The organism is Myxacorys sp., assembly GCF_059501405.1.
Genome location: NZ_JCACCM010000036.1, coordinates 1 through 23,518 on the forward strand (window position 1 = coordinate 1; position 23,518 = coordinate 23,518).

A 23,518-nucleotide genomic window follows, 5' to 3' on the forward strand; every position below is an offset into this window, starting at 1 on the left:
TGGACGCTCTCGCCTCATGAGTGGGGCAAACACATCTTTGGAGCGAAGCGCTCGTTATTTATCGTTTGCCAACTCTTGCTCATCAAAATTGACGCCTTCATACAAATCGCCAAAGCCAATCTCAAGCCCAACCGTTCCCAACCGCACCACAGAATTCTCGCTCTCGTAGTCTGTCAGCAGCCATCCCTGCTCAGTCTTCCGATACTGCATCACCCGCGATCGCGTCTGATCGATCAACAGATACTCCTCCATCTCTGGAATCGAGCGGTAATACGTGAACTTATCCCCCTGATCATAGTTCTGCGTAGACTTCGGCAACACCTCTGCAATCAGCATCGGATTAGTTACCGTTGTTGTGCCCTTGTCCGCATAAACTGGTTCACCCCGAATCACCATCACATCGGGATAGGTGTACTGTCGATGTTTAGGAATCCACAGCCGCACATCGCCAATGTAAACCTTGTAGGGTTGAGTACAACATCTAAGCAGGCCAAACTAAGATAAGAAACTGCACTCAAACGATCGAGTTACTTGTGAACGGTTTCCTCAATCTCAACAAACCCTCTGGCTTCACCTCACACGACTGCGTGGCAAAAGCTCGCAAGTTGCTCAAGCTCAAACGCATCGGACATGCTGGAACGCTTGACCCTGCCGCGATCGGGGTTCTACCGATCGCGATCGGACGGGCGACCCGACTACTGCAATATCTCCGTAGTGACAAAGCGTACCAAGCCACAATTCGATTTGGCGTTACCACTGCAACGGATGATTTAGAAGGCGAAACGCTGACGAGTCAAGCCGTTCCCCAATTGACGTTAGAGGCAATTAGAGAGAAGTTACCGCTTTTTTTAGGCAACATTCAGCAGATACCGCCAAACTACAGCGCCATTCAAGTTGAAGGAAAACGGCTGTATGACTTGGCGCGATCGGGAGAATTGATCGATGTACCCGCACGATCGGTAGACGTTTACACTCTCGATATTTTGGATTGGAGAGCGGGAGACTTTCCCGAATTAGAGCTTGCGATCGCGTGCGGGGCAGGCACTTACATTCGTGCGATCGCCAGGGACTTAGGCGCAGCGCTAAACACTGGAGCGACGCTCGCAAAACTCATCCGAACGGAGAGTAGTGGCTTTACGCTGACCGACAGTTTGACCTTCGAGGAACTCGCTCAGCAAATAGAAGCAGGAACCTTCACGCTGGTTTCACCCGATCGTGCGTTGTCTCATTTATCTAAAATCCATCTGCCCGAAGACTTAGCGCGGCGTTGGTGTCAAGGGCAAAAGATTGCTTCAGACCACTCCGAAGATCAACTCATGCGCGTGTGGGACGAGCGCGATCGCTTTTTGGGCATCACCCGTTCTATAGAAGGTGTCCTTGTGCCTCAAATGGTGTTTGAACCCGTGTGAGCTTTCTCTAAAATCCAATCCCGCAAAATCGGGTTGACGACTTCCGGTGCTTCATCTTGCGGGCAGTGCCCCACTCCCGCAAGCGGAATAAACGATTCGACTCGCGGATACTCAGCAAACGCACGCCCCAGCGCGATCGGTTCCCACGGATCTGCTTCGCCCCACAGCACGATCGCAGGGCACGACAACTCTGGCAACAAATCTTCGGGCAAGGGGCCTTGAGAATAATTTGTAAACGCAATGAATACTCCCATCGCGCCCTCATCCTTGGCGGCTCCCAACAGCAGATCGACTAATTCGTCCGTCACCGCGTCTGATCGTCCATACGCCTTCAGCAACACTTTCCGAACCGTCTTAGGTGTGGCAAGCTGCTTGAAAAACAACTGACCAAACCATTTCTTCTTCAGCACCTTCTGCAAAATTGGCGCACCGACACGCTTAAACCACGGTTGCGTCGCTTGATGCCGTTCATGCAGCAACCGCAGCGAACATCCCACCAAGGCAACACCACGCACCCAGTCAGGAGCATCAACCGCCGCTTGCATGATCGCGATTGAGCCAATCGAATTGCCCACTAAGAATGCAGGCTCACCAATCACCTCTCGGCAAAAATCTGCAAGCTGCGCTCCCCACGTCTCAAAGGTGTACTCCATCTGCTTGTCAGGAATCGGTTTAGACGATTTGCCAAACCCGATTAAATCGATCGCATAGACGCGACAGGTTTTTGCAAGCTCGGGCAAATTTTTGCGCCAGTGATAAAACGATGCTCCAAATCCATGCACTAGCACAACCGCAGGACCTGCTGTTCCCTCAGCTTGATAGGCAACTTGAAAGCCTTTCCACATCCAGGTGCTGTAATCAGACCGAACCGAAATTGAAGAGGTGAGCATAAACCTTGAGAGCGTTTGGGTAAGGATCCCCTGTTAGCGCCAGGGCGAATAGTGGAATTCTATTAAAATATGAACTTTCATAAATCTAGCATTCGGGATACGGTTCTTCGCTTGTCGCTCTAGTCCATTAGGCGACCCTTATTTGTCCAGTTCCTACGCTTTTGTCCAGTTCCTACGCTAATCCTTCATAAAAAAATGATAGAAACCCTTGGTACTTCGATTGGTAGCTATGCCCCAGATTTCGAGCTTCCCGGCACAGACGGCTTAGTGCATCACCTCGCTGACTATTTGAAAAATCAGCGCGCGATCGCAGTGGTGTTCATCTGCAATGGGTGTCCTTACGTCAATCTATACCTCGATCGCCTCAAACAACTCCAAGCAGAGTTTCACGATCAAGGCTTTCTGATGATTGGCTTAAACCCCAACGATGAGCAGCAGTTTCCTCAAGATCGCTTCGAGCAAATGAAATCGTTTGCTGCCAAAAACCAGCTCAATTTTCTGTATTTGCGTGATGTCACTCAAGACGTGGCCGAGACGTTTGGTGCAACCAAGACACCCCACGCGTTTCTGATCGATCAAGCCGGAGTGCTACGCTATCGCGGTGCGATCGATGACAATGCCGAAAATCCGAAAGCGGTCAAACGTCAGTATTTAAGAGAGGCGATCACGCAGGTTCTCAAGGGTCAATCTCCGTCGCCTGCCTCGACCGAACCGATTGGCGGCTCGGTCAAATGGCGTGCATCTTAACGAGCAGCATCAGGCTTCGCGGGTGAAGCCTTTACCTTCGGTGCAGAAGTGGCGGCTTTTGGCGATGGTGTTAGCCTGGGTGCAGGCGAAGTGAGTGAGGTCGGAGCAGCAGGACTTGCCGTGACTTGCGGGTTAGGCTTCGTGCCCAGAATGCTCGCAGCACCCGTATCGTATACTCCCGCCACACAAGCAATCATCAGCGTCGCAAGCGTGCCAACGAACAACGCTTTCCAGCCCAAATCAGCAATATCTTTGCGCCGCGAGGGAATCAGCGCGATCGTACCACCGACAAAAATTCCGACGGAGGCGAGGTGAGCAAAGCCCGACAGCGCATAGCTGACGATCAGAACGGCGCGATCGCTGAGCGGATTGTCAGGACGAGCAGCAGCCAGACCCAAGGCCTGATATGACGGAATGGCGGTTTCAAACAAGCGGCGTCCGATCAGCACCGACGATTCCCAAAGCTCACTCCATTCGAGAGAAACACCTGTCAAGATAGTGAACGGCAGGAATAACGCGCCTTCAATATTAGCAAGCGTCACCACTTTGAAGAAGTCACCTACACCGCCCGGAATTCCGGCGAGACCTGCAAAGATTTGATTGATCAGCGAAACGAATCCCAGAATGAGGATCAAGACAGCCGCGATCGCCACTGCCATTTTGACGCCATCTAACGCGCCGACGATCGCAGCATCAAGGGAATTCATCCGCTCGATCGGTTCTCCTCCAACCGTTTCTTGCACGCGCTGCGTCTTTTCTTCCTGAGGAACACCGCCCATTGTGAGGGGAATCTCGGTTTCTGGAACCAAAATTTTAGACAACACAAAACAGGCGGGAATCGCAATAATCGACGCCGATACTAAATGTCCCAGAATATTGGGAAAGACGGGACGCAGAAAGCTGACATAGATTGCCAGTGTGGAAGAAGCCGCCGTTCCAAAGCAGCAGGACAGAATCGCGCAAAGTTCGCTGCGAGTCATTTTGGCGAGGTAAGGCTTGACGACGATCGCGGCTTCGATGCCCACAAAAATATTTGCCGCGCCGCTGAGGGCTTCTGCTCCACTCAGCCGCATTGTGTGATAGAACGCCTTCGCAAACACGCCCGTAATCGCTTGAATAACGCCCAAATTTTGCAGCAGTGCCATCAGTCCTGAAAAGAAGACGACCGTCGGCAGCGCTCGGAACGCAAAGATGTAGCCTAAGTTGATGTCCGCAGGTTTAGTCGGAAGCGGCACTAAATTTTTGCCAAACACGAAATTCGCACCCGTATCTGCCGCCAAAAACACACCATCTAACAAACTACTAAAAACTTGAAGCGCCCATTGCGTCACTGGAAACCCAAACACAAGCGCTCCCAGCACAAGCTGAAGCAGAATACCCGTGAACACAACGCGCCAGGGAAAGAATTTCAGACGGCGGTTTTCTGAGAAGAGCCAAGCGATCGCGCAAAGCCCAAACATGCCAAGCAGCGAAATGAGATTGAGGATCATAAGGGCAGTAGAAGCGGGGGTAGGTATCGTCATTGACAATCTGTTCATACAGACGATACCCAAAAAATCTCTACTTGGCACAAATTATTGACCCGGACGTTGCACTTTGGGCGTGATGGCGAAATCAATGCTTGAAAGCTGTTATCCGATTAGAGCGGATGGTTAAAGATTGCTAAGTAATGCAGGCTGGGTAGAAGATTTGTCTCTACTGAGGAACTGGATGAAGCAAGCGATCCTTCGGAGCTTGCGGAGCAATCGCGCTTTTTTAATGCTTTTCACGGAAGCGATCGGCTTCAGAACGCGAAGTTCCGCCTTCAGAATGCAAAGTTCCACCTTCAGAACACGAAGTTCCGCCTTCAGAACACGGGTTGTCAGGCTCTATACTCGGAACTCCAGGCTTTTTACTCGGAGAGCGAGGCTCAAAGCTCGGAGTTCCGCCTTCAGAACTCGGAACTCCAAGCTTTTTACTCGGAGATTGAAGCTCAAAGCTCGGGACTTCGCCTTCAGAAGCCGAACTGCCAGGCTCTACACTCGGAACTCCGAGCTTTATAGCTGAAAATAGATGTTACTAACTTGGCGTCAGTTCAACAGAAGTAGTGCGCTCCGATTATGAATTCGAGAAGCCTCCCTAAATCTCTCAAAATTGGGGGACTTCAAGCCAAACCTTCCGATTCAAAGTTCCCCAGAATGAGGGATTTAGGGGGCAGAAGCCGCTATCAACGAAGCGAAAGAACTCGTCGAACTCAGGTTAACTTGCAAAAAATGATGCTTGCAAAAACTAGCGATCGCTCGGCTTCATCCCATTGCCGATTCCCTCATTCCCTCTAAAACACGTCATAATGAGCGAGACGCAACGCTGCAAATTCGCTACGCCATGATGGACGCTTTTGACCCGACTCCGCCTGCGTGGACCAAACCTGCCAGTCATTCTTACACGTTCGCCTGTCCGACCTGCCGCAAAACTTCCACGGAAGCAACCCAAGTTTGGATTAATCGCCGCTCTCCCGTGTTTACAGAAGACTACCGGAAAAAGTGGCAAGAGTTTTATCAGTGTCAGTGTGGTCAAGTCTGGTGGGCGTGGAGCAACGATCGCCCCCCCTCCGAACTCGGGCAGCGCGATCGCCCCACGCGAGATTTCTTCAATCCCTTCGAGGATTTCTAATGCGAAATCCATCCACTCGCCGTCTGCCACAACAACCACCCGTTCAGTCCGGCAATTAAGATTGCCACACCCCAACCCGTGAATTTGAGCCAAGTTGGATTGACAAAGGTTCCCATCAACTTACGATCGCTGGTAAACATCATGAGCGGAAACACCGCAAACGGAAGCTGTAAGCTCAGGATCACTTGACTGAGAATCAACAGATCCCCAGTGCACTGTTCTCCAAACACCAAAATCGTGATCAGCGCAGGCACGATCGCAATCAACCGAGTGATCAAGCGTCGCGCCCAAGGGGGCAGGCGGAAGCTTAGAAATCCTTCCATCACAATTTGTCCGGCGAGCGTTGCGGTTAAGGTTGAACTTTGTCCAGACGCTAGGAGCGCAAAGCCAAAAACAGCACTTGCCACCCCAACACCCAGCAGGGGCGACAGCAACTTGTAAGCATCCTGAATTTCTGTCACGTCATGATTCCCGGACATGTGGAAGGTAGCGGCAGCAACAATCAGAATTCCGGCATTGATCAGCAGGGCAAACCAGAGCGCCACTGTAGAATCGATCGTGCTGAATTTAATTGCTTCCCGTTTTTTCTTGATCGTGGGTTCAAATGCACGAGTCTGCACAATGGAAGAATGCAGATAGAGGTTGTGCGGCATCACCGTTGCGCCCAAAATGCCGATCGCTATGTAGAGCATCTCAGAATTCTTGACGATATCTAAGCTGGGGACAAATCCACCCAGAATACCGCCAACACTAGGACGGGCAAACCAAATTTCGGCGGCGAAACAGAGCGCGATCGTACCGACCAACGTAATAATTAGCGCTTCGACATAGCGGAATCCTTTCGATTGCAGCAGCAACATCACCAGCACATCGAATCCCATGAGACAAACGCCCCACGCCAACGGTAAGCCAAACAGAAGTTGTAGCGCGATCGCGCTACCCAGAAGCTCGGCTAAGTCACACGCTGCGATCGCGATCTCACAGACAATCCAGAGGGCAAAACTAACCCGTGGACTAAATTGCTCATGGCACATCTGCGCCAAGTCACGCCCGGTCGCAATGCCAAGCCGCACACACAGCGATTGCAGTAAAATCGCCATTAAATTCGAGAGCAAGATCACGCTGAGGAGGGCATAGCCAAACCGAGAGCCGCCAGCAATGTCTGTTGCCCAGTTGCCAGGATCCATATAGCCGACCGACACGAGGTATCCCGGACCGGCGTAGGCTAAGAGCTTGCGCCAAAAATTTTTAACGTTTGGAACCGGAACACTTCGATGCACTTCAGGAAGGCTCGGTCTCGACGCTGTACTGTTAAAGGACATCCGCTAAAATCCTTCGATTATGAAAAGAATATGACAAAGATGAAAGCGATAGGAAGCAAAGCGTTGTGCACTTTGATATCTGGGCTTTAATATCTAGGCTGAAAAATTGTTAAAAGACGGTCACGCAAAAGGAAAACCGAGCGCTTTAACGAATCCCGCTCAATCCTATTGAATCGTGACTACCCAACTCGTCTTTCTTGAGAGTCAGAGCCGTTGTGTCCATTGGCGGAATTTAATGAAACTAAATCGAAGCACTTTGGCTCCAGTCAATAAAGAAAATTGGCAGCGAGTTTTGGTGTGCGGTAGCGATCGCGTTTATGGTTGCAAAAGCAAAAATAAAGGAGCACTCTTTCAGATACTTCGCATTGTGAATTGTGCAACGCTCGAATTTTTATCACTCGGACTTCCGGTACTTTGACATCCCGTACCTTGACATTGAGGTGCGACTAAATCATCTCGATTGCTACTTCTCTTCTGCTGAACAAATCAAGCGATCGTAAGGTTGGAGGATACTCTCCCAGCAACCCCTTTAAACGCAAATGGTGCGAAAGCTCAGAACGCTAATCTGAAACTCTCACACCACATTTTTGCTTTTCTAATCGGGATGATAGGATTTGAACCTACGACCCCCTCGTCCCGAACGAGGTGCGCTACCAAGCTGCGCTACATCCCGATGCCTATAGTTCAGGTTAGCACACCCGTCTAAATATACAATCCTCCACACCAACTTGTTAAGATTAGGATTGCAAAACTTCAGGAACGACAGACGTGGTTGTGAAACCGGACTGGTTACGGGTCAAAGCTCCTCAGTGGGAGCGGGTCGGCAACGTTAAAGACATTCTGCGAGATCTCGCTCTCAACACAGTTTGCGAGGAAGCATCCTGCCCCAACATCGGCGAATGCTTCAACGCTGGAACGGCGACGTTTTTGATCATGGGACCCGCTTGCACCCGCGCCTGCCCCTACTGCGACATTGATTTTGAGAAAAAACCGCAGCCCCTCGACCCCACAGAGCCGACCCGGTTAGCAGAAGCCGTGCGACGAATGCGGCTCAACCATGTGGTGATTACGTCCGTCAATCGCGATGATTTGCCCGATGGAGGAGCAAGTCAGTTTGTGCGGTGCATTGAGGAGATTCGAGCCATTTCACCGGGTACAACGATCGAGGTTCTGATCCCCGATCTGTGCGCCAATTGGGAAGCGTTGGCGATTCTGCTAAGCGCTGCGCCCGAAGTGCTAAACCACAACACCGAAACGATTCCTCGCTTGTATCGGCGAGTGCGTCCCCAAGGAGACTACGCCCGATCGGTCGAACTCTTGAAGCGATCGCGGCAAATCACTCCGTCGGTCTACACCAAGTCTGGCATTATGGTGGGCTTAGGCGAAACCGATGACGAAGTGCGCCAAGTCTTGCGGGATCTGCGAGCCGTAGACTGTGACATTCTCACCATCGGGCAGTATCTCCAGCCGACGCAGAAACATTTGGGCGTTCAGGACTTTGTGACGCCCGAGCAGTTCGACGCATGGCGTGAGTACGGAGAAGCGCTAGGATTTTTACAAGTTGTCTCGTCCCCGCTTACCCGCAGTTCTTATCATGCAGAACAGGTGAGAGCGCTGATGAAGCAATATCCACGGGGGAACGCTTGAAGATCACCGTCGTAGGAGCAGGGGCATGGGGCAGCACCTTAGCAGAGCTTGCTAGAGGAAACGGTCATCAGGTCGAGATCTGGTCACGACGCTCTTCGACCTCTCTAGAAGACGTGATTGAGAATGCCGAGATCATCGTCTCTGCCATTTCGATGAAAGGCGTCCGCTCGGTGATGGCACAGCTACAAACGTGCGCGATCGCACCCAACACCATTCTCGTCACCGCTACTAAGGGACTTGATCCTGACTCTGGCAGCAATGTTGATCTGCCATTACTGCCGTCTCAAGTTTGGCGAACGGGCTTTCCGGCGCAGCTAATTAGTTCCGGCAAGCTCCAAAAGAATTCGCTAACCGAAGCCTTGAGGATTGCGATTCTATCAGGACCAAATTTATCAAAAGAAATTGAACAAGGCTTACCGGCTGCTAGCGTCATTGCAAGTGACCATCCAGAGACAGCGGAACGAGTGCAGGCGGCCTTTTCGTCCAGTCGGTTTCGAGTCTATACAAACTCTGATGCGATCGGCGTTGAATTGGGCGGGGCACTGAAAAATGTGATTGCGATCGCGGTTGGAGCCTGTGACGGACTGGAACTGGGAGACAACGCCAAAGCCGCCCTGATCACTCGCGGGTTAGCCGAAATGATTCGCATCGGCACCTATTGGGGAGCCAAAGCCGAAACCCTATACGGGCTCTCAGGATTAGGAGATCTGCTAGCGACCTGCAATAGTCCGCTAAGTCGCAATTATCAAGTTGGCTATGGGTTGGCACAAGGCAAAACACTATGTCAAGTTCTAGAAGCGCTAGAAGGTACGGCTGAAGGCATCAACACAACCGCAGTCTTGATCAAACTTGCTCAGCAACAAGGCATCTCAATGCCGATATCTCAACAAGTGCATCGCTTGCTCCAGGGAGAGATCACCCCTCAAGCGGCGGTCGGAGAACTAATGCAACGCGATAGCAAACCCGAAGTTTAGTCACTCGCATCTCTTACCAGTTTTAATTACTCGAGAGTGTTGTAGACCGTGGCTGAACGATCGCATTGCCCTCTAATCTTCGAGTTGAAGCTCGTCCAATTCAAGCGGCTCTTCTGCTCCTAAATCCTTTCGTATTTCTTCCGATGTATCCAACGCGATCGCTTCTCCATCCGTCACTTCTTCCCCGCTGGGTTTCGCCTTTCGCCGCGAAATCAATTGACTCATGCCTTCCGGTAGCTGATTCAACTGAAAATATTGGTGAAACTTATCGGTCACTTGCACCCAATAAGACCGACCATCCGACTTGCGCCGTCGCTTTACAAAGCCCTGAGTCACGAGTTCCTGAACGTGCTGATAAGCGCCTGATCCCCGCAAATCGACTAAATCCGTTTGGGTGAGCGGCCCTCTCATCGCAATGACCGCTAGCGTTCTGAGCGCCCCGACTCCCACATCCGCAGGGATTAAGGCATGAACCAAATTTTGGTACGACTCACGAAGCTGGAGTGTGTAGCCTTTTCCTGTATCTACCACTTCTAGCGCCGTGTCGCGATGGGCATAGTCTCCCATCAGTTCTAATAATCCTTCCTCGGTCGTTTTGCGATCGCAGCCCGCAAACTCGGAAATCTGCGCGATCGACAGAGGTTGCGCTTTGAGGTAGAGAATCGCTTCAATCGTACTGGCAAGACGAGACATGAGACGTTAATCGATAAGTCAGCAGAATGAATTAACAGGTTAGCAGGTTCAGCCCAACGTGCAGATTTATTTCAGTCAGCGCGTCAGTTGCTAGAGTAAGAGTGCCTCTCTTGTCACGGAATCTAGATTTTATGACTACACCCTCTGAAGCGCCTGTTGACCCGACTCCTGAGACGCCAACCGAGCGTCCGCCGACCTATGTCAAGCTCGCCATGCGAAACATGGTTCGGAAGCGGGGAACCTCCATATTTCACTTCCTCTTGACGGCAACTGGGCTACTAGCCGTGCTGATTGGTCTATCTTATCTAACTCGGTAATGGGCATCATGCACGTCGAACTCAGTGTGCAGGATTGCTTTTTTTCCACTCAACCGTCAGCCGAAACGTCTCCCGTCAGTTCGGAAACTTGGGAGATTTGGTTTCGTCGTTGGCTAGAGATGCTACGTCCTACCGATCCTGACGATGAGCTACCCCTCCATCCCCAAGAACTCTACGAGTTAAGCTTGCGGCTAACCGACGACCAAGACATCCAGGTTCTAAACCGTCAATATCGGCAAAAAGACCAACCCACCGATGTTTTGTCATTTGCCATGCTGGAAGTAGAGTACCCAGAATTTGATGAGCTGGACGAAGAACCCTTGTATCTGGGAGACATTATCATTTCGATCGAGACTGCCACCCGCCAAGCCCAGCAGCACGAGCATTCTCTAGAAACCGAATTAGCGTGGCTCTCTGCTCACGGACTCTTGCATCTCCTAGGCTGGGATCATCCCGATGATGAGCATTTAGAAAGAATGTTAGATCAGCAGCAGGTGCTTCTCAACTCCGTCGGAATCGCCGTTCATCTGTAATGTGATGTTTATGTAATGTGATGTTTACGTTTGATGGCATTGTTGCAATACTGTTTCTGAAGTTTATTGACTAACTTATAAAATAGCTCCACGCCTTACTCTAATCGCTGAAGAAATCGCTGAAGAAACGAATCGCTAAAGAAACGGTGAGTTCAATTTCCCCGCCCGTTATGTAAGTTATTGCTATGTCCTCAGAAGTTCCGACCCAGCCGCCGAAGCGCCCTCCCTCTAAAATTTTGTCTTTAGTGAAGCCCGATCGCGATTTGGCGTGGCAAGTTGCCCCCACGTTGTTTACCAGCTTTAAGTACGCTTGGATGGGCATCAGCTATGCGTTTCTGACGCAGCGTAATTTTCGGATTCATGTGTTGCTGGGGAGTGCGGCGATCGGGTGCGGAATTGCGCTGCGATCGAGCGTGGTAGAACTGGCGGTGATTGGCTTGACGATTGGGCTAGTGTTGGCGATGGAGTTGCTCAACACGGCGATCGAGTCAGTAGTGGATTTGACCGTGAAGCAGTCCTATCACGAACTGGCAAAGATTGCGAAAGATTGTGCGGCGGCGGCGGTGTTAGTTTCTGCGATCGCGGCAGTCCTAGTCGCTGGCTGTGTCCTTTTGCCTAAAGTATTTGTGCTGTTGCCTGCTCTTCCGGGCTAAGAAGGGACAGGGTAGACTAGAATTCACCGTTCTGGTCTATTGCCATGATTCTTGTGATCGACAACTACGATAGTTTTACGTACAACTTGGTTCAGTACCTCGGTGAATTGGGGGCAGAATTTCCGATCGCAGCAGACATTCAGGTTTACCGGAATGACCAGATTACGCTGGAGCAGGTGAAGCAGCTAAACCCCGCCGGAATTGTGATTTCGCCAGGACCGGGACGTCCAGAAGATGCCGGAGTCTCAATGGAGCTGATTCGGCAACTGGGAGTGACAACGCCAATTTTAGGCGTCTGTTTGGGCCATCAAAGTATTGGACAGGTGTTTGGCGGCAACATTGTTTCTGCACCCGTGTTAATGCATGGCAAAACATCTGACGTGCAGCATACGAATCTGGGCGTGTTTGCGGGCGTTGAGAACCCAATGACGGCGACTCGATATCACAGTTTGGTGATTGAGCGGGAGAGTTGCCCGGATGTGCTAGAAATTACGGCTTGGGTAGACGATGACACGATTATGGGCGTTCGGCATCGACACTACCCGCACATTCAAGGGGTGCAGTTTCATCCAGAAAGCGTGCTAACGGCTTCGGGTAAGCAGCTATTGCGGAACTTTTTGCAGGATATTAGCGATCGTTGAGACCATCTTTGAGATCTTCGTGAAGTCAAGCTGTGAAACCAATCATTCAAGGCGACTGGAGGAGATAAGTTGACGAGGGGAACCGTTTGACTCAACACTTAGAACTCAGGAGTCGTGATCGGCATTGTTGAGGAGAACTCGTTGAGGAGAACTATGAAACGGAGACAATTTTTACAGGTAGCGGGCGCAGGATTGGGAAGTGCAGTCGCGACGATCGCGTTATCAGACCGACGGGCGATTGCTCAGACGGGTTCTCTCTCAGTTCAGTACTTGGGACATAGCTGCGTCTTGCTGAGCGGTAGTGGACAGCGCATTCTCGTCAATCCGTTTAAGAGCGCAGGCTGCACCGCCGGATATCGTGCCCCCAAAGTGGGAGCCGATTTGGTGATGATTAGCAGTCAGCTTCTCGATGAAGGCGCAGTGGACGTTGTGCCTGGAAATCCTAAACTGCTCTACCAAGCTGGTGCTTACAATTTGAATGGGTTGAAGATTCAAGGCATTGCTACCGACCACGATCGCAATGGCGGTAGACGCTTTGGCAAAAATATCGCGTGGAAATGGACTCAAGGCGGTGTGTCCGTGTTGCATCTTGGCGGGGCGGCGGCTCCGATTAGTCTAGAGCAAAAGATTTTGATGGGCACTCCCGATGTGGTGTTCATTCCGGTGGGCGGCGGCCCGAAAGCCTATACGCCACAGGAAGCCAAACAAGCACTGCAAGTGTTGAACGCTAAACTTGTTGTGCCGACTCAATATCGCACTTCAGCGGCGAAAGATCAGTGTGAACTGACCGCGTTAGATAATTTCCTCACGCTCATGAGCGGCACACCTGTGCGGCGGGGAGGAAGCTCGCTCACGATTAGCCGTTCAGATGTGCCCAAAGAGGGTATGGTAATCCAGGTTATGAGTTACAAAGGTTAATAGAGGGTGTGTTTTGGCGTTGCCTAACACCCATATGTTTACCCCGTTTATTCCACATCGTTATGCAATCAGAATTTCGTCAACGGCGCGATCGCTTTCTCGAAAAAATTGGCAACGGAACTGCGATTCTTCGGAGTGCACCGACTGCCGTGATGCATAACGATGTGGAGTACAACTTCCGGCAAGATAGTAATTTTTTCTATCTAACGGGATTCAATGAAGCGGATTGTGTGGCGGTGTTTGCGCCGTGGCACGAAACCCATAAATTTGTGTTGTTTGTGCAGCCGAAAGATCGCGACAAGGAAACGTGGTCAGGCTATCGGATTGGGGTTGAGGCGGCGAAAGAACTTTACGGCGCAGATGAGGCGTATCCGATCACGGAGTTGACGGAAAAGCTGCCGCAATATGTCGAAAAAGCCGATCGCATCTACTATCACATGGGGCGCGATCGCAGCTTTAATGATCGAATCATTGCGCTGTGGCAGCGATGCATGGCGACCTATGAGAAAAAGTGGATTGGTCCCATTGCGATCGAAGATCCGGGGCCTTTGCTCTATCCGTTGCGGCAGGTGAAGAGTGAAAGCGAATTGGAGTTGATGCGCAAGGCGGTTGCGATCGCGGCAGAATCTCACAATCTCGCGCTCCAACTCCGCAAACCGGGCATGTATGAATACGAACTCCAAGCTGAAATGGAGCATCTGTTTCGCTTGCGGGGTGGATGGGGCGCGGCGTATCCGTCGATTGTGGCGTCGGGAGCGAATTCTTGCATTTTGCACTACACCGAAAACGATCGCCAAATGCAGGACGGGGAACTTCTTTTGGTGGATGCTGGCTGTTCCTACGGTTATTACAATTCAGACATTACGCGCACGTATCCGGTCGGCAGCAAATTTACTGAAGAGCAGCGCATTTTGTATGAGCTAGTTCTGAAGGCGCAACTGGCTGCCATCGCGCAGCTTCAACCCGGCAGCGCTTGGAATCAGTTTCACGAGACTGCTGTTCGCACGATTGTAGAAGGATTGATGGCGCTTGGCCTGTTGCAGGGAGACATTGAGGAAATCATTAAAGAAGAAAAGTACAAGCCGTTCTTTATGCATGGCACGGGACACTGGTTGGGGCTGGATGTACATGATTCTGGCGTGCGGCAAATTGGCGAAACGTGGCAGACTTTCCAGGCAGGGCATGTGGTCACGGTTGAACCTGGAATCTATATTCGACCGGACTTCAAACCGTTTGAAGGACAGCCAGAAGTGCCAGAGCGGTGGCGCGGCATTGGCATTCGGATTGAGGACGATGTGTTGGTTACGCCAACGGGAAATGAAATTCTAACGGCAGCCGTTCCGAAATCACTAGAGGCAATGGAGAGATGAAGCTACCAGAACTAGAACAAGCAAGTATCGATCGCATTGTTGAGATGGCGTGGGAAGATCGGACGCCGTTTGACGCGATCGCTACGCAGTTTGGACTAGATGAAAAACAAGTCATCGCTCTGATGCGACGAGAGATGAAGGAATCTAGTTTTCGGATGTGGCGCGAACGAGTGAGCGGACGCAAAACAAAGCATTTGAAGCCGCGAGGATTTGTCGAAGGACGATTTAAATCTCAAAATCAGAACACTTAAACAACGGCTTTACCCTCTGTTTATGGGTGCTGAAGGTTAACAAATGCTTAGAAGAGAAATGGTATAGTGCCCTTCCTAGCTTGATGGGCATATTGATTGGTATACACTCCATCTTTGGGATGAGCGGCATCATTCTTCTGATCTATAACCAATCCAATTTGACTTCTTGAAGCTCATGCCATTTTTTACCAGCACGTTATTCTCACCTCGCAGCATTAGTATTTCTGAAGCGGTAGATCTCTCAGCAGTTCTGAGAGCTTGCCAAGCTTTCTCTAGGGAAGTCGAGCTAGAGAAATTGATGGCTGCTCTGCTGAGGGATGTGAGCGAGTTTGCTGGAGCCGAAAAATGTGTTTTGCTGATGCACCAAGAGGATCAGTGGGTGATTGAAGGGTTGGCTGAGCGTGGAGGAGTAGCAGTCAATCGGCACTCTCTCTCAGTTGATATCAGTCAAGTGGTTCCGATTTCTCTCGTGGGTGCTGTTAGCCGCACGTTGCAGCCTATCGTTCATCAGAATGCGGTTTCCTATAACTCTTTCTCTAACGATCGCTACTTGCTGCACCATCAGCCGAAAAACGTGCTGTGTGCGCCTCTGTTGAATCAAGGTAAGCTGATCGCGATTTTGTACCTAGAAAATAGTCGGCATCTTGAATCATTTACCTGCGATCGCGTTGAAGGTCTCAACCTGCTGTTTACTCACGCCGCGATCTCGCTAGATCACGCTATTCTTTACCAGAATCTACACGCCACTGCCGCGATCGGGCGGGCAGAGAATGTCGAACTGAAGAACACGCTGGCTGCCCTCAAAGAGCAAGTTCGACAGGTGGAGTTTCGAGCAGAAGTTGACTTCGCGCTGACCAATGGCAGCACGCTGCAAGAGGTTCTGAAACACTGCACCGATGCAATGGTGCAGCACTTAGATGCGGCCTTCGCGCGGATTTGGACGTTGAACGCCAACGAGAACGTTTTGGAGTTGCAGGTGAGTTCTGGACTGTACACTCACATTGATGGCGATCACGCTCGCGTTCCGGTGGGGATGTTTAAGATTGGCTGGATCGCTCAAGAGCGACAGCCGCATTTGACGAATTCTGTTTTAGACGATCCGCGAGTGGGGGATAAGGACTGGGCGCGTCGGGAGGGAATGGTTGCCTTTGCGGGATATCCGCTTTTGGTCGAAGGGCGATTGGTTGGCGTGATTGCCATGTTTGCTTACAAAAAGCTCAACGATTCTGTTCTTGAAGCCCTCAAGCTCGCTGCAACTGATGTGGCCTTGGGTGTTGTTGGCAAACAAACCGAAGAAGCGCTGTATCAGTCAGAAGCACAACTGCGTCAGCAAACTCAAGAGTTACAGCAGGCGTTGCAAGATCTGCAAAAGGCACAGGCGCTGATGGTGCAGAGCGAGAAAATGTCGGCGTTGGGCAACCTGATGACTGGGGTGGCTCATGAAATTAATAATCCGGTTGGCTTTTTAGCGGGCAACATTACGCCTGCAATGAACTATGTCGAGGATTTGATGGGCTTGATTAGGCTCTATCAGCAGAAGTATTCTGATGCTGAAATTGAGGACAAGATCAGTGCGATCGATCTCGATTACATCGGTCAAGACTTGCCTAAGTTAATTGGCTCGATGCGCGAAGGGGTCTCTCGAATTCGCGGCATTAGCACTAGCCTCCGATCGTTTGCGCGTGCCGACTGCGATCGCGCCGTTCTGCACGATTTGCATGAGGGGATCGACAGCACGTTGCTGATTCTCAAGCATCGTTTGAAGGGGAGCGAGACACGCCCCGCGATTGGGGTGATTAAAGAGTATGGTCAGCTTCCGCTAGTCGAATGCTTTGCGGGGCAGCTTAATCAGGTGTTTATGAATCTATTGGCAAACGCGATCGAGGCGTTGGAAGAGTCGAATGTAAACCGGACGCTTGCTGACTTAATTGCTCGTCCGAATCAGATCACCATTCGCACTGCCGTTGCAGCCGATCAGCAGCATGTTGCCATCCGAATTCAAGACAATGGAATCGGCATGAGTGATGAGGTCAAAGAGAAGATTTTCAATCATTTGTTTACGACGAAAGCCGTTGGCGTTGGAACCGGATTGGGGCTTGCGATCGCGCGGTCGATTGTGGTGGAGAAGCACGCTGGAACAATAGAAGTCAATTCGGTATTAGGTCAGGGCGCAGAGTTTGTGATTACTCTCCCGATTGAAGCGGCAGGATCAGAACGGCAAGAAAAATGATCCGTCGTTGATGCTCAAACATTCACGCGCGAAGCTCAGACTTTCAACGATGATGCTCAGACTTTCAACGATGAAGTTCAAACATTCACGCGCGAAGCTCAGACTTTCAACAGTGAAGCTCAAACATTCACGCGCGAAGCTCAGACTTTCGTCGATGAACCTCAGACATTCACGCGCGAAGCTCAAACATTCAACAATGCACCTCAAACATTCAGGCGCGAAGCTCAGACATTCAACGATGAAGCTCAAACATTCAACGAGAAAGAGCGAGGCTCTATCACGGATGTAAAAAGCGCGATCGCTCAGCAAACTTGAAGGATCGCGCAAGTTAACTATTTCTTCATCGTATGGATCAGCAAGGCAACCGATTTGATGAGGATCGCGATCGCAAGAATGAACTGAGTTGTGGAATCTCTTTGCATCGGCTGCGGCGGTGTCACTGTGATAGGCACTTCGGTATGAGAATGAGCCGTGATGTAAGACATTGAAAGTTCTCCAAGTTGTTTGACGCTTCTAATGTCTTGCAAACAGCGTATTCGCTAGGCTTTTGCGCTGTGTGATTTGAGAGTGCGCTATGAGTGAGTTGTGAATGACTCCGCTAGAATAAGCTTAAGTTTTTTCGGTCGTCGTATGGTTCAGCGATCGCTTCAGGCTTCTCAAGACGGAATCCAAACTGCGGATACAGCACTCGTTAGCAAACGGTTAACTCAACAAGCTTTAGCAGATGCTTTGGGAGTGACTCGTCAGCCAATTAGTAAGTTTTTTAATGGAAAGTCTATTGATCGCGATCTGTTTGTTCGTGTCTGTGTTTTCTTGGGGTTGGAATGGCAAGCGATCGCGGTTCAGGCTCAAAAGAATGTTTCAGCATCGGATGAACCTACGGTTGATTCGGAGCAGCAGTTGAAATCGAGCCAACAGCCAGAATCTAAGATTGAGCAAACGAACCGCGATCGCAGTACAGGATTGCAAACCAAGGCTGAATCAGGCAGCAATGTGCATATTGCAGAGACGATGCACTTTTATGCTGGAGAGAAAGCGGAAGAGGCGAAATCTCAAACAGAATCAGAACAAGATATCGATGCTGTGGTGCAAGAGACTCGTGAATACATACGATCGCAGGTTGAACAGCAGTGCGGGACGATGCGTGTGTTGGATATGTCGCACCCAATCGAACTCAGCGCGATTTATACCGATGTCAACATTCTGCAAAAGCTAAGCGGACGGCAGCGGCTAGAAATAACAGAGCTACTAGCAAAATGCAGCCTTGAGAACTTCGATCGCTTTGGCTTAAGCACTGTTCAAGAGAAGCGCGTAGATGGGTTTGAGGCAGTAGAACAATATGACAAGCTGGTTGTTTTGGGTCAGCCCGGAGCCGGAAAGACAACATTCCTAAAGCGGTTGGCAATGCAGTGCATCAACCAAAAATTTCAGGCGAACCGAGTGCCGATCTTCGTCACGCTGAAAGCGCTTGCCGAAGCGGATGGAAAACCGAATTTGTTGAAGTATTTACCGCAGAGCTTTGAACTGAGCCAAGAATCGGACGAAGGTGCAGCGATCGCAGCTAAATTGCGCTCCATCCTAACCGCAGGAAAAGCCCTAATTCTTCTCGATGGCTTAGACGAGGTGAAAGAAGCAGACAGTCAGCGCGTTGTGCACCAAATCGAACGGTTTGCAACGCAGTTTCACCGCAATCAGTTTGTCATGACCTGCCGAATTGCAGCGCGGGAATATACCTTCAAACAGTTCACCGAAGTCGAAGTTGCTGACTTTGACGAAAAGCAGATTCACGATTTTGTGACGAAGTGGTTTGCCACAAAACAAGATCCCGTCAAAGCAAAGACGTTTAAGCAAAAGCTGGAAGAAAATGAGCAAATTCGAGAATTAGCAACCAATCCTCTGCTTTTGACGCTCCTGTGTTTGGCATTTGGGGAAGCGGGCGACTTTCCAACCAACCGTTCGGAGCTATATGAAGAGGGCCTGGATGCACTGCTGAGAAAGTGGAATGTTTCCCGGAATATTGAGCGCGATCGCGTTTACAAAAAATTGTCGCTCCAACGCAAAGAAGACCTGCTGAGCCAACTCGCCCATACATTCTTTGAGCGAGGCGAATATTTCTTTAAGCAGCGCGTGGTTGTAGACCACATCATCAGGTTTATTCGCAATGCCCCAAATGTTAGTCAAGACGAAGAGAGCTTAGAATTGGATGGCGCAGCGGTTTTGAGATCGATTCAGGCACAACATGGGCTGCTAATCGAGCGAGCGCACGGCATCTACTCGTTTTCTCACCTCACGTTTCAGGAATATTTCACCGCACGGCAGATTAAAGAAACGCGAAGTGACGAACTGCTGCAAAACTTAGTCAGCCACATGACTGAGAAACGCTGGCAAGAAGTTTTCCTGTTGACTGCGGAAATGCTGCCGGATGCAGATCATTTTATGAAGTTGATGAAAGCAGAAATCGATCAACTCTTAGCTGAAGAGCCGGCGACACAAGAACTCCTGAAATGGGTGCATCAAAAATCTGAATCTGTAGAAGCTTCCTACAAACCTGCTGCAATTAGAGCATTCTACTTCTACCTCGACCTCGCCCGCGACCTCGCCCTCGTCCGTGCCATCGACCGCACCCTTGTCCGTGCCATCGCTCGTGCCCTCGATCTCGACCTTGACCTTGACCTTGATCTCGACCTCGCCATCGACCTCGACCTCGACCTCGCCATCGACCGTGCTATCGCCATCGACCTCTCCATCGACCGTGCTATCGCTATCGACCTCGCCCTCGACCGTGCCATTGACCGTGCCCGTGCCCTCACTCGCGCCCTCGTCCGTGCCATCGCCCGTGCCCAAGATGTTGAATTAAAACGCAAGTTGCAAGAGCTACGCGACGATCTACCCAATGTCTCTCCGGAAAATCGAGAGAACTTTAAGCACTGGTGGCAATCGAATGGTCAAACCTGGGCTGAGCGACTGAGAACCGTAACGATTCAACATCGCAACATTGGGCACGACTGGCAGTTCAACCATGCCCAAGAAGAACGCTTACAGAAGTATTACGATGCCAATCTTCTGCTCGTGCAGTGTCTAAACAGCGAGTGTTATGTCAGCCCAGAAGTGCGACAAGAGATTGAGGACACATTGCTATTACCCCTTTCCGAAATCGAAAAACGGCGGAAAACTGAGGTCAAGCGAACTTAGCCAACTCATCTAATCGCGGCTTTTAACCGTAGAGAAATCCTCAAACCAGCCTTTGCGTTTGAAGTAATAGACTAGCGCGATCGCGATGCCAAACATCACCGTCAAACAAAGAGGATATCCCCAGTACCAGTTCAACTCCGGCATATTAAGCGGAGATTTCTCGGTATTAAAATTCATTCCATAGATTCCCGCAACGAAGGTTAATGGAATGAAGATCGTTGAAATCACCGTCAGCACCTTCATGATTTCGTTCATCTTGTTGCTCACCGATGACAAGTACACATCCATCAAACTAGACGCCAATTCGCGGTAAGTTTCGACCATATCGAGAACTTGAACCGTGTGGTCGTAGCAGTCCCGCAAATAGATCCGAACCTCCTCGCTAATCAAAGCATTGCCATCTCGAATCAGCGTATTGATCGCATCTCGCATGGGCCAAATGGCGCGACGCAACGTGAGTAGCTCTCGCTTTAAATAATGAATCCGTTCTAACGTTTGATGAGTCGGGCTTGCCACAACGGCATCTTCCAACTCTTCAATATCTTCGCCATAGATCTCCAGCACCGGAAAGAAGCCATCAATAATCGAGTCAAGAATGGTGTAAGCAAGGTAGTCAGCCCCCTGTTGGCGGATGGTTCCTTTGCCCATGCGGATGCGATCGCGCACTGCCCCAAAGCAATCAAACTCCGGCTCTTCTTGCACCGTCAACACATAGTGTTGGCTTAAAATCAGACTGACCTGCTCTTGGTGAAACGAACTGCCCGATCGATTAGGCATCACCATACGAGCGATAATCAGCAACTGATCGTCATACTCTTCTACCTTGGGGCGTTGGGGCACATTCACCACATCTTCCAAAACCAGAGGATGCAACCCAAATACTTTTCCGATTCGTTGCAACACGTCTTCGCTACCCAACCCTTTGACATCCACCCAAGATACCGATTCCGAATCGAGGTAAGGCGCACATTCTTCCGGCGTCTCAACTTGCAGACGCACGGCTTTCTGTTCGTTGTAGTCAATCAATCCGATCACTGGAGGCAGCGCATTCGATGGAATTCGCAATGTCCCCGGCATACTTCCCGGCACATCGTAGAAATATTCCATCTGAAAATTTGGTTCTCCTTCGCGTGTAACAACGTTGACAAGTTGACGGCGCTTTCCCACCATATCGGTTGATCCTTCCATTGATGTGAGCTTGAGATTATTGATGTGAGCTTGAGATTTATGAGCTTCAGAACCTAACAGACATCACTCTAATGTACTTATACCTGAACGGAACTGATATCCTTACTAACTAAGTTACTCATGGATTTTTCCATTGACTGAAACGCCCCAACCTCAAGCATCGGAATTAGGACTCTGGAGCCGCCGTCTACTCGCTGCCATCTTGCTGGGTGGTCAAGTTCTGGTTCATTTACTCAAAGGTCGAATTAATCGGCGCAACACACTCGATCAGATGGCGGCGGCTGGTCCTGCATCCCTACCGATCGCGTTAGTGACAGCTAGTTTTGTCGGCGCTGTGTTTACCATTCAGGTCTCTCGTGAATTTATCAACCTAGGGGCTGGCTCGGCAGTCGGTGGAGTATTGGCGATTTCTCTGTCACGAGAATTAGCGCCGGTGTTGACGGCAGTCGTGTTAGCCGGGCGAGTTGGCTCAGCCTTCGCTGCCGAAATTGGCACCATGAAAGTCACAGAACAGATCGACGCGCTTTATATCTTGCGGGCTGATCCGATCGATTACTTAGTCATTCCACGGGTCATTGCCTGCTGTTTGATGTTGCCAATTTTGACTCTGCTTTCCTTCGTGACAGGGCTAATTGGCGGCATGTTCGTTGCCAATGGACTGTACGGAATCTCAAACACGATTTTTCTCGACTCAGCCAGAGATCTCATGTCCGTGTGGGATTTGTGTAGCGCACCCATCAAAGGAGTTGTGTTTGGAGCATTGATTTCAATCATCGGGTCAAGCTGGGGACTAACGACCACTGGGGGCGCAAAAGGGGTCGGGCAATCGACGACAACAGCAGTTGTTACCTCGCTGTTAGCCATCTTTATTTCTAATTTTTTCTTATCCTGGCTCATGTTCCAGGGTGCAGGACGAGGAATCGTCGGATCGTAGAACTGCCTTGAAGAAGTGTATTGAAAATTCTTCCAAAGTACAGTTGTACTTTTAATTTTTTCTGTGTATTTTATGGCTCAAGGGTGACAAATTCAACTGAAGTAACGGCAACATACTAGAGATAGGGCAGAGATGCAGCCTTATAAAGGGCGTTAGCAATAGAGATGCTATTCGTCACACACGCGTTCTCGCACAGGGACGCAGCGGCAACGACGCAGCGCAACCTCTGCGATGACATCGCTCTCTAAAGCCTTCACGAAGCAAATGGTTTCCTATTGACGATTTACTATATCTAGTGTTTTATATGTAAGCGGCTCGCACAAAGACGCTATATCTAAATCCCTTTTTACGGTGCATTCAACCGACCTGTTCTTCTAACCCCCGAATGTCGCTATGGTTTCACAAGTCGAGACCCCTGTATTTGACTCTAAACGATCGCCTAACCTGCGTGTAGAAGGGTTGGTACAGGTGTTTACCTCTCCTCACCGCAGTTTTTTTACCAGTGTGATGGCGCAAGCGCTGAGAATTGCCAGTCAGGGAACACCCGTTTTGATTGTGCAGTTCCTGAAGGGGGGTATTCGGCAGGGGCACGATCGCCCAATTCAACTGAGCCAACATTTAGACTGGTTGCGCTGCGACATTCCTCGGTGCATCGATACGCCGCAACTCGACGATGAAGAGTTGCGATCGCTGCAAGACCTTTGGCAGCACACTCAAGATATGGTGCACCAGGGTAGATACGATCTGGTGGTGTTAGACGAATTGAGTCTAGCGATCGGGTTTGGATTTGTGCCTGAAGCGGAGGTGCTGGACTTTCTTAAGCAGCGTCCGTCTCACGTCGATGTGATTCTGACAGGCCCCGACATGTCACCTGCAATTTTAGATATAGCCGATCAAATTACTGAGCTTCGCCGCAGCCATCAGCCCTGAGTCATTCGTCCCGTTCTTCAAGTCACT

At 50.4% G+C, this 23,518-nt stretch carries 23 protein-coding genes and 1 tRNA gene; 16 read left to right on the forward strand and 8 right to left on the reverse strand.

Translation table 11 applies throughout. The features are described from left to right. Positions 1 to 54: 54 nt before the first annotated feature. On the reverse strand, positions 55 to 489 hold the full coding sequence (locus AC5I6P_RS03025) for a Uma2 family endonuclease (protein WP_495692337.1): 435 nt from the start codon (positions 487 to 489) through the stop codon (positions 55 to 57). A gap of 44 nt (positions 490 to 533) precedes the next feature. On the opposite strand from AC5I6P_RS03025, the gene truB reads away from it, so the two are divergent. Next, positions 534 to 1,409 (forward strand): tRNA pseudouridine(55) synthase TruB, encoded by an 876-nt coding sequence (truB, locus tag AC5I6P_RS03030; protein WP_495692283.1) that lies wholly within the window; start codon positions 534 to 536, stop codon positions 1,407 to 1,409. Here truB and AC5I6P_RS03035 read toward each other — a convergent pair. After that, positions 1,385 to 2,299: an alpha/beta fold hydrolase gene (locus tag AC5I6P_RS03035; RefSeq protein WP_495692284.1), complete on the reverse strand. Its 915-nt coding sequence runs from the start codon at positions 2,297 to 2,299 to the stop codon at positions 1,385 to 1,387. The genes truB and AC5I6P_RS03035 overlap by 25 nt on opposite strands. 195 nt (positions 2,300 to 2,494) lie before the next feature. Between AC5I6P_RS03035 and AC5I6P_RS03040 the strand changes: the two genes are divergently transcribed. Further along, complete coding sequence (locus AC5I6P_RS03040) at positions 2,495 to 3,046, forward strand: thioredoxin family protein (protein WP_495692285.1); 552 nt, start codon at positions 2,495 to 2,497, stop codon at positions 3,044 to 3,046. Here the strand turns inward: AC5I6P_RS03040 and AC5I6P_RS03045 are convergent. Further along, on the reverse strand, positions 3,043 to 4,536 hold the full coding sequence (locus tag AC5I6P_RS03045; RefSeq protein ID WP_495692286.1) for a NupC/NupG family nucleoside CNT transporter: 1,494 nt from the start codon (positions 4,534 to 4,536) through the stop codon (positions 3,043 to 3,045). The genes AC5I6P_RS03040 and AC5I6P_RS03045 overlap by 4 nt on opposite strands. Positions 4,537 to 5,305: 769 nt before the next feature. On the opposite strand from AC5I6P_RS03045, the gene AC5I6P_RS03050 reads away from it, so the two are divergent. Next, entirely contained in the window at positions 5,306 to 5,698 is a 393-nt protein-coding gene (locus AC5I6P_RS03050; RefSeq protein WP_495692287.1) for a hypothetical protein, read from the forward strand. On the opposite strand, the gene AC5I6P_RS03055 is transcribed toward AC5I6P_RS03050, so the two are convergent. Together AC5I6P_RS03055 and AC5I6P_RS03060 are read right to left on the reverse strand one after the other, a co-directional pair. Next, entirely contained in the window at positions 5,695 to 7,020 is a 1,326-nt protein-coding gene (locus AC5I6P_RS03055; protein WP_495692288.1) for an Nramp family divalent metal transporter, read from the reverse strand. The genes AC5I6P_RS03050 and AC5I6P_RS03055 overlap by 4 nt on opposite strands. Positions 7,021 to 7,619: 599 nt before the next feature. Beyond that, a tRNA-Pro gene (locus AC5I6P_RS03060) sits at positions 7,620 to 7,693 on the reverse strand. A gap of 95 nt (positions 7,694 to 7,788) precedes the next feature. Between AC5I6P_RS03060 and lipA the strand changes: the two genes are divergently transcribed. Then, positions 7,789 to 8,667: a lipoyl synthase gene (gene lipA, locus AC5I6P_RS03065; RefSeq protein ID WP_495692289.1), complete on the forward strand. Its 879-nt coding sequence runs from the start codon at positions 7,789 to 7,791 to the stop codon at positions 8,665 to 8,667. Beyond that, positions 8,664 to 9,641 carry an NAD(P)H-dependent glycerol-3-phosphate dehydrogenase gene (locus AC5I6P_RS03070; protein WP_495692290.1) on the forward strand — a complete coding sequence of 326 codons (978 nt, stop codon included), beginning with the start codon at positions 8,664 to 8,666 and terminating at the stop codon, positions 9,639 to 9,641. Before lipA ends, AC5I6P_RS03070 begins: the two co-directional genes overlap by 4 nt. 72 nt (positions 9,642 to 9,713) lie before the next feature. Here the strand turns inward: AC5I6P_RS03070 and scpB are convergent, their stop codons facing one another. Further along, positions 9,714 to 10,334 (reverse strand): SMC-Scp complex subunit ScpB, encoded by a 621-nt coding sequence (gene scpB, locus AC5I6P_RS03075; RefSeq protein ID WP_495692291.1) that lies wholly within the window; start codon positions 10,332 to 10,334, stop codon positions 9,714 to 9,716. Positions 10,335 to 10,465: 131 nt separating this feature from the next. Between scpB and AC5I6P_RS03080 the strand changes: the two genes are divergently transcribed. The 8 genes from AC5I6P_RS03080 (at position 10,466) to AC5I6P_RS03115 (ending at position 17,247) form a co-directional block, all read left to right on the forward strand. Next, on the forward strand, positions 10,466 to 10,651 hold the full coding sequence (locus AC5I6P_RS03080; protein ID WP_495692292.1) for a DUF3285 domain-containing protein: 186 nt from the start codon (positions 10,466 to 10,468) through the stop codon (positions 10,649 to 10,651). Positions 10,652 to 10,659: 8 nt separating this feature from the next. Continuing rightward, positions 10,660 to 11,184, forward strand: a complete 525-nt coding sequence (gene ybeY, locus AC5I6P_RS03085) for an rRNA maturation RNase YbeY (RefSeq protein ID WP_495692293.1) — start codon at positions 10,660 to 10,662, stop codon at positions 11,182 to 11,184. 185 nt (positions 11,185 to 11,369) lie between these two features. After that, positions 11,370 to 11,837, forward strand: a complete 468-nt coding sequence (locus AC5I6P_RS03090; RefSeq protein ID WP_495692294.1) for a diacylglycerol kinase — start codon at positions 11,370 to 11,372, stop codon at positions 11,835 to 11,837. A 44-nt stretch (positions 11,838 to 11,881) separates the two neighbouring features. Beyond that, a complete protein-coding gene (locus AC5I6P_RS03095; protein WP_495692295.1) occupies positions 11,882 to 12,478 on the forward strand; it encodes an anthranilate synthase component II in 597 nt (198 codons plus the stop codon). Positions 12,479 to 12,631: 153 nt separating this feature from the next. Beyond that, complete coding sequence (locus AC5I6P_RS03100) at positions 12,632 to 13,396, forward strand: MBL fold metallo-hydrolase (protein WP_495692296.1); 765 nt, start codon at positions 12,632 to 12,634, stop codon at positions 13,394 to 13,396. Positions 13,397 to 13,458: 62 nt separating this feature from the next. Next, on the forward strand, positions 13,459 to 14,766 hold the full coding sequence (locus AC5I6P_RS03105; RefSeq protein ID WP_495692297.1) for an aminopeptidase P N-terminal domain-containing protein: 1,308 nt from the start codon (positions 13,459 to 13,461) through the stop codon (positions 14,764 to 14,766). Then, entirely contained in the window at positions 14,763 to 15,017 is a 255-nt protein-coding gene (locus AC5I6P_RS03110) for a TIGR03643 family protein (protein ID WP_495692298.1), read from the forward strand. The genes AC5I6P_RS03105 and AC5I6P_RS03110 overlap by 4 nt, the downstream gene beginning before the upstream one ends. 175 nt (positions 15,018 to 15,192) lie before the next feature. After that, the gene (locus tag AC5I6P_RS03115; RefSeq protein ID WP_495692299.1) at positions 15,193 to 17,247 is read left to right on the forward strand and encodes a GAF domain-containing sensor histidine kinase; all 2,055 of its coding nucleotides are present in this window, start codon (positions 15,193 to 15,195) and stop codon (positions 17,245 to 17,247) included. A 332-nt stretch (positions 17,248 to 17,579) separates the two neighbouring features. Here AC5I6P_RS03115 and AC5I6P_RS03120 read toward each other — a convergent pair whose 3' ends face one another. Further along, the gene (locus AC5I6P_RS03120; protein ID WP_495692300.1) at positions 17,580 to 17,732 is read right to left on the reverse strand and encodes a hypothetical protein; all 153 of its coding nucleotides are present in this window, start codon (positions 17,730 to 17,732) and stop codon (positions 17,580 to 17,582) included. Between the two features lie 145 nt (positions 17,733 to 17,877). On the opposite strand from AC5I6P_RS03120, the gene AC5I6P_RS03125 reads away from it, so the two are divergent. Further along, positions 17,878 to 20,439 (forward strand): NACHT C-terminal helical domain 2-containing protein, encoded by a 2,562-nt coding sequence (locus AC5I6P_RS03125; RefSeq protein ID WP_495692301.1) that lies wholly within the window; start codon positions 17,878 to 17,880, stop codon positions 20,437 to 20,439. A 9-nt stretch (positions 20,440 to 20,448) separates the two neighbouring features. Here the strand turns inward: AC5I6P_RS03125 and corA are convergent, their stop codons facing one another. Beyond that, the gene (corA, locus tag AC5I6P_RS03130) at positions 20,449 to 21,627 is read right to left on the reverse strand and encodes a magnesium/cobalt transporter CorA (RefSeq protein ID WP_495692302.1); all 1,179 of its coding nucleotides are present in this window, start codon (positions 21,625 to 21,627) and stop codon (positions 20,449 to 20,451) included. A gap of 133 nt (positions 21,628 to 21,760) precedes the next feature. Here corA and AC5I6P_RS03135 point away from each other — a divergent pair, with 133 nt between their 5' ends. Continuing rightward, positions 21,761 to 22,561, forward strand: coding sequence for an MlaE family lipid ABC transporter permease subunit (locus AC5I6P_RS03135; RefSeq protein ID WP_495692303.1), 801 nt, complete (start codon positions 21,761 to 21,763; stop codon positions 22,559 to 22,561). A 393-nt stretch (positions 22,562 to 22,954) separates the two neighbouring features. Beyond that, positions 22,955 to 23,491: a P-loop NTPase family protein gene (locus tag AC5I6P_RS03140; RefSeq protein ID WP_495692304.1), complete on the forward strand. Its 537-nt coding sequence runs from the start codon at positions 22,955 to 22,957 to the stop codon at positions 23,489 to 23,491. Positions 23,492 to 23,518: the final 27 nt, after the last annotated feature.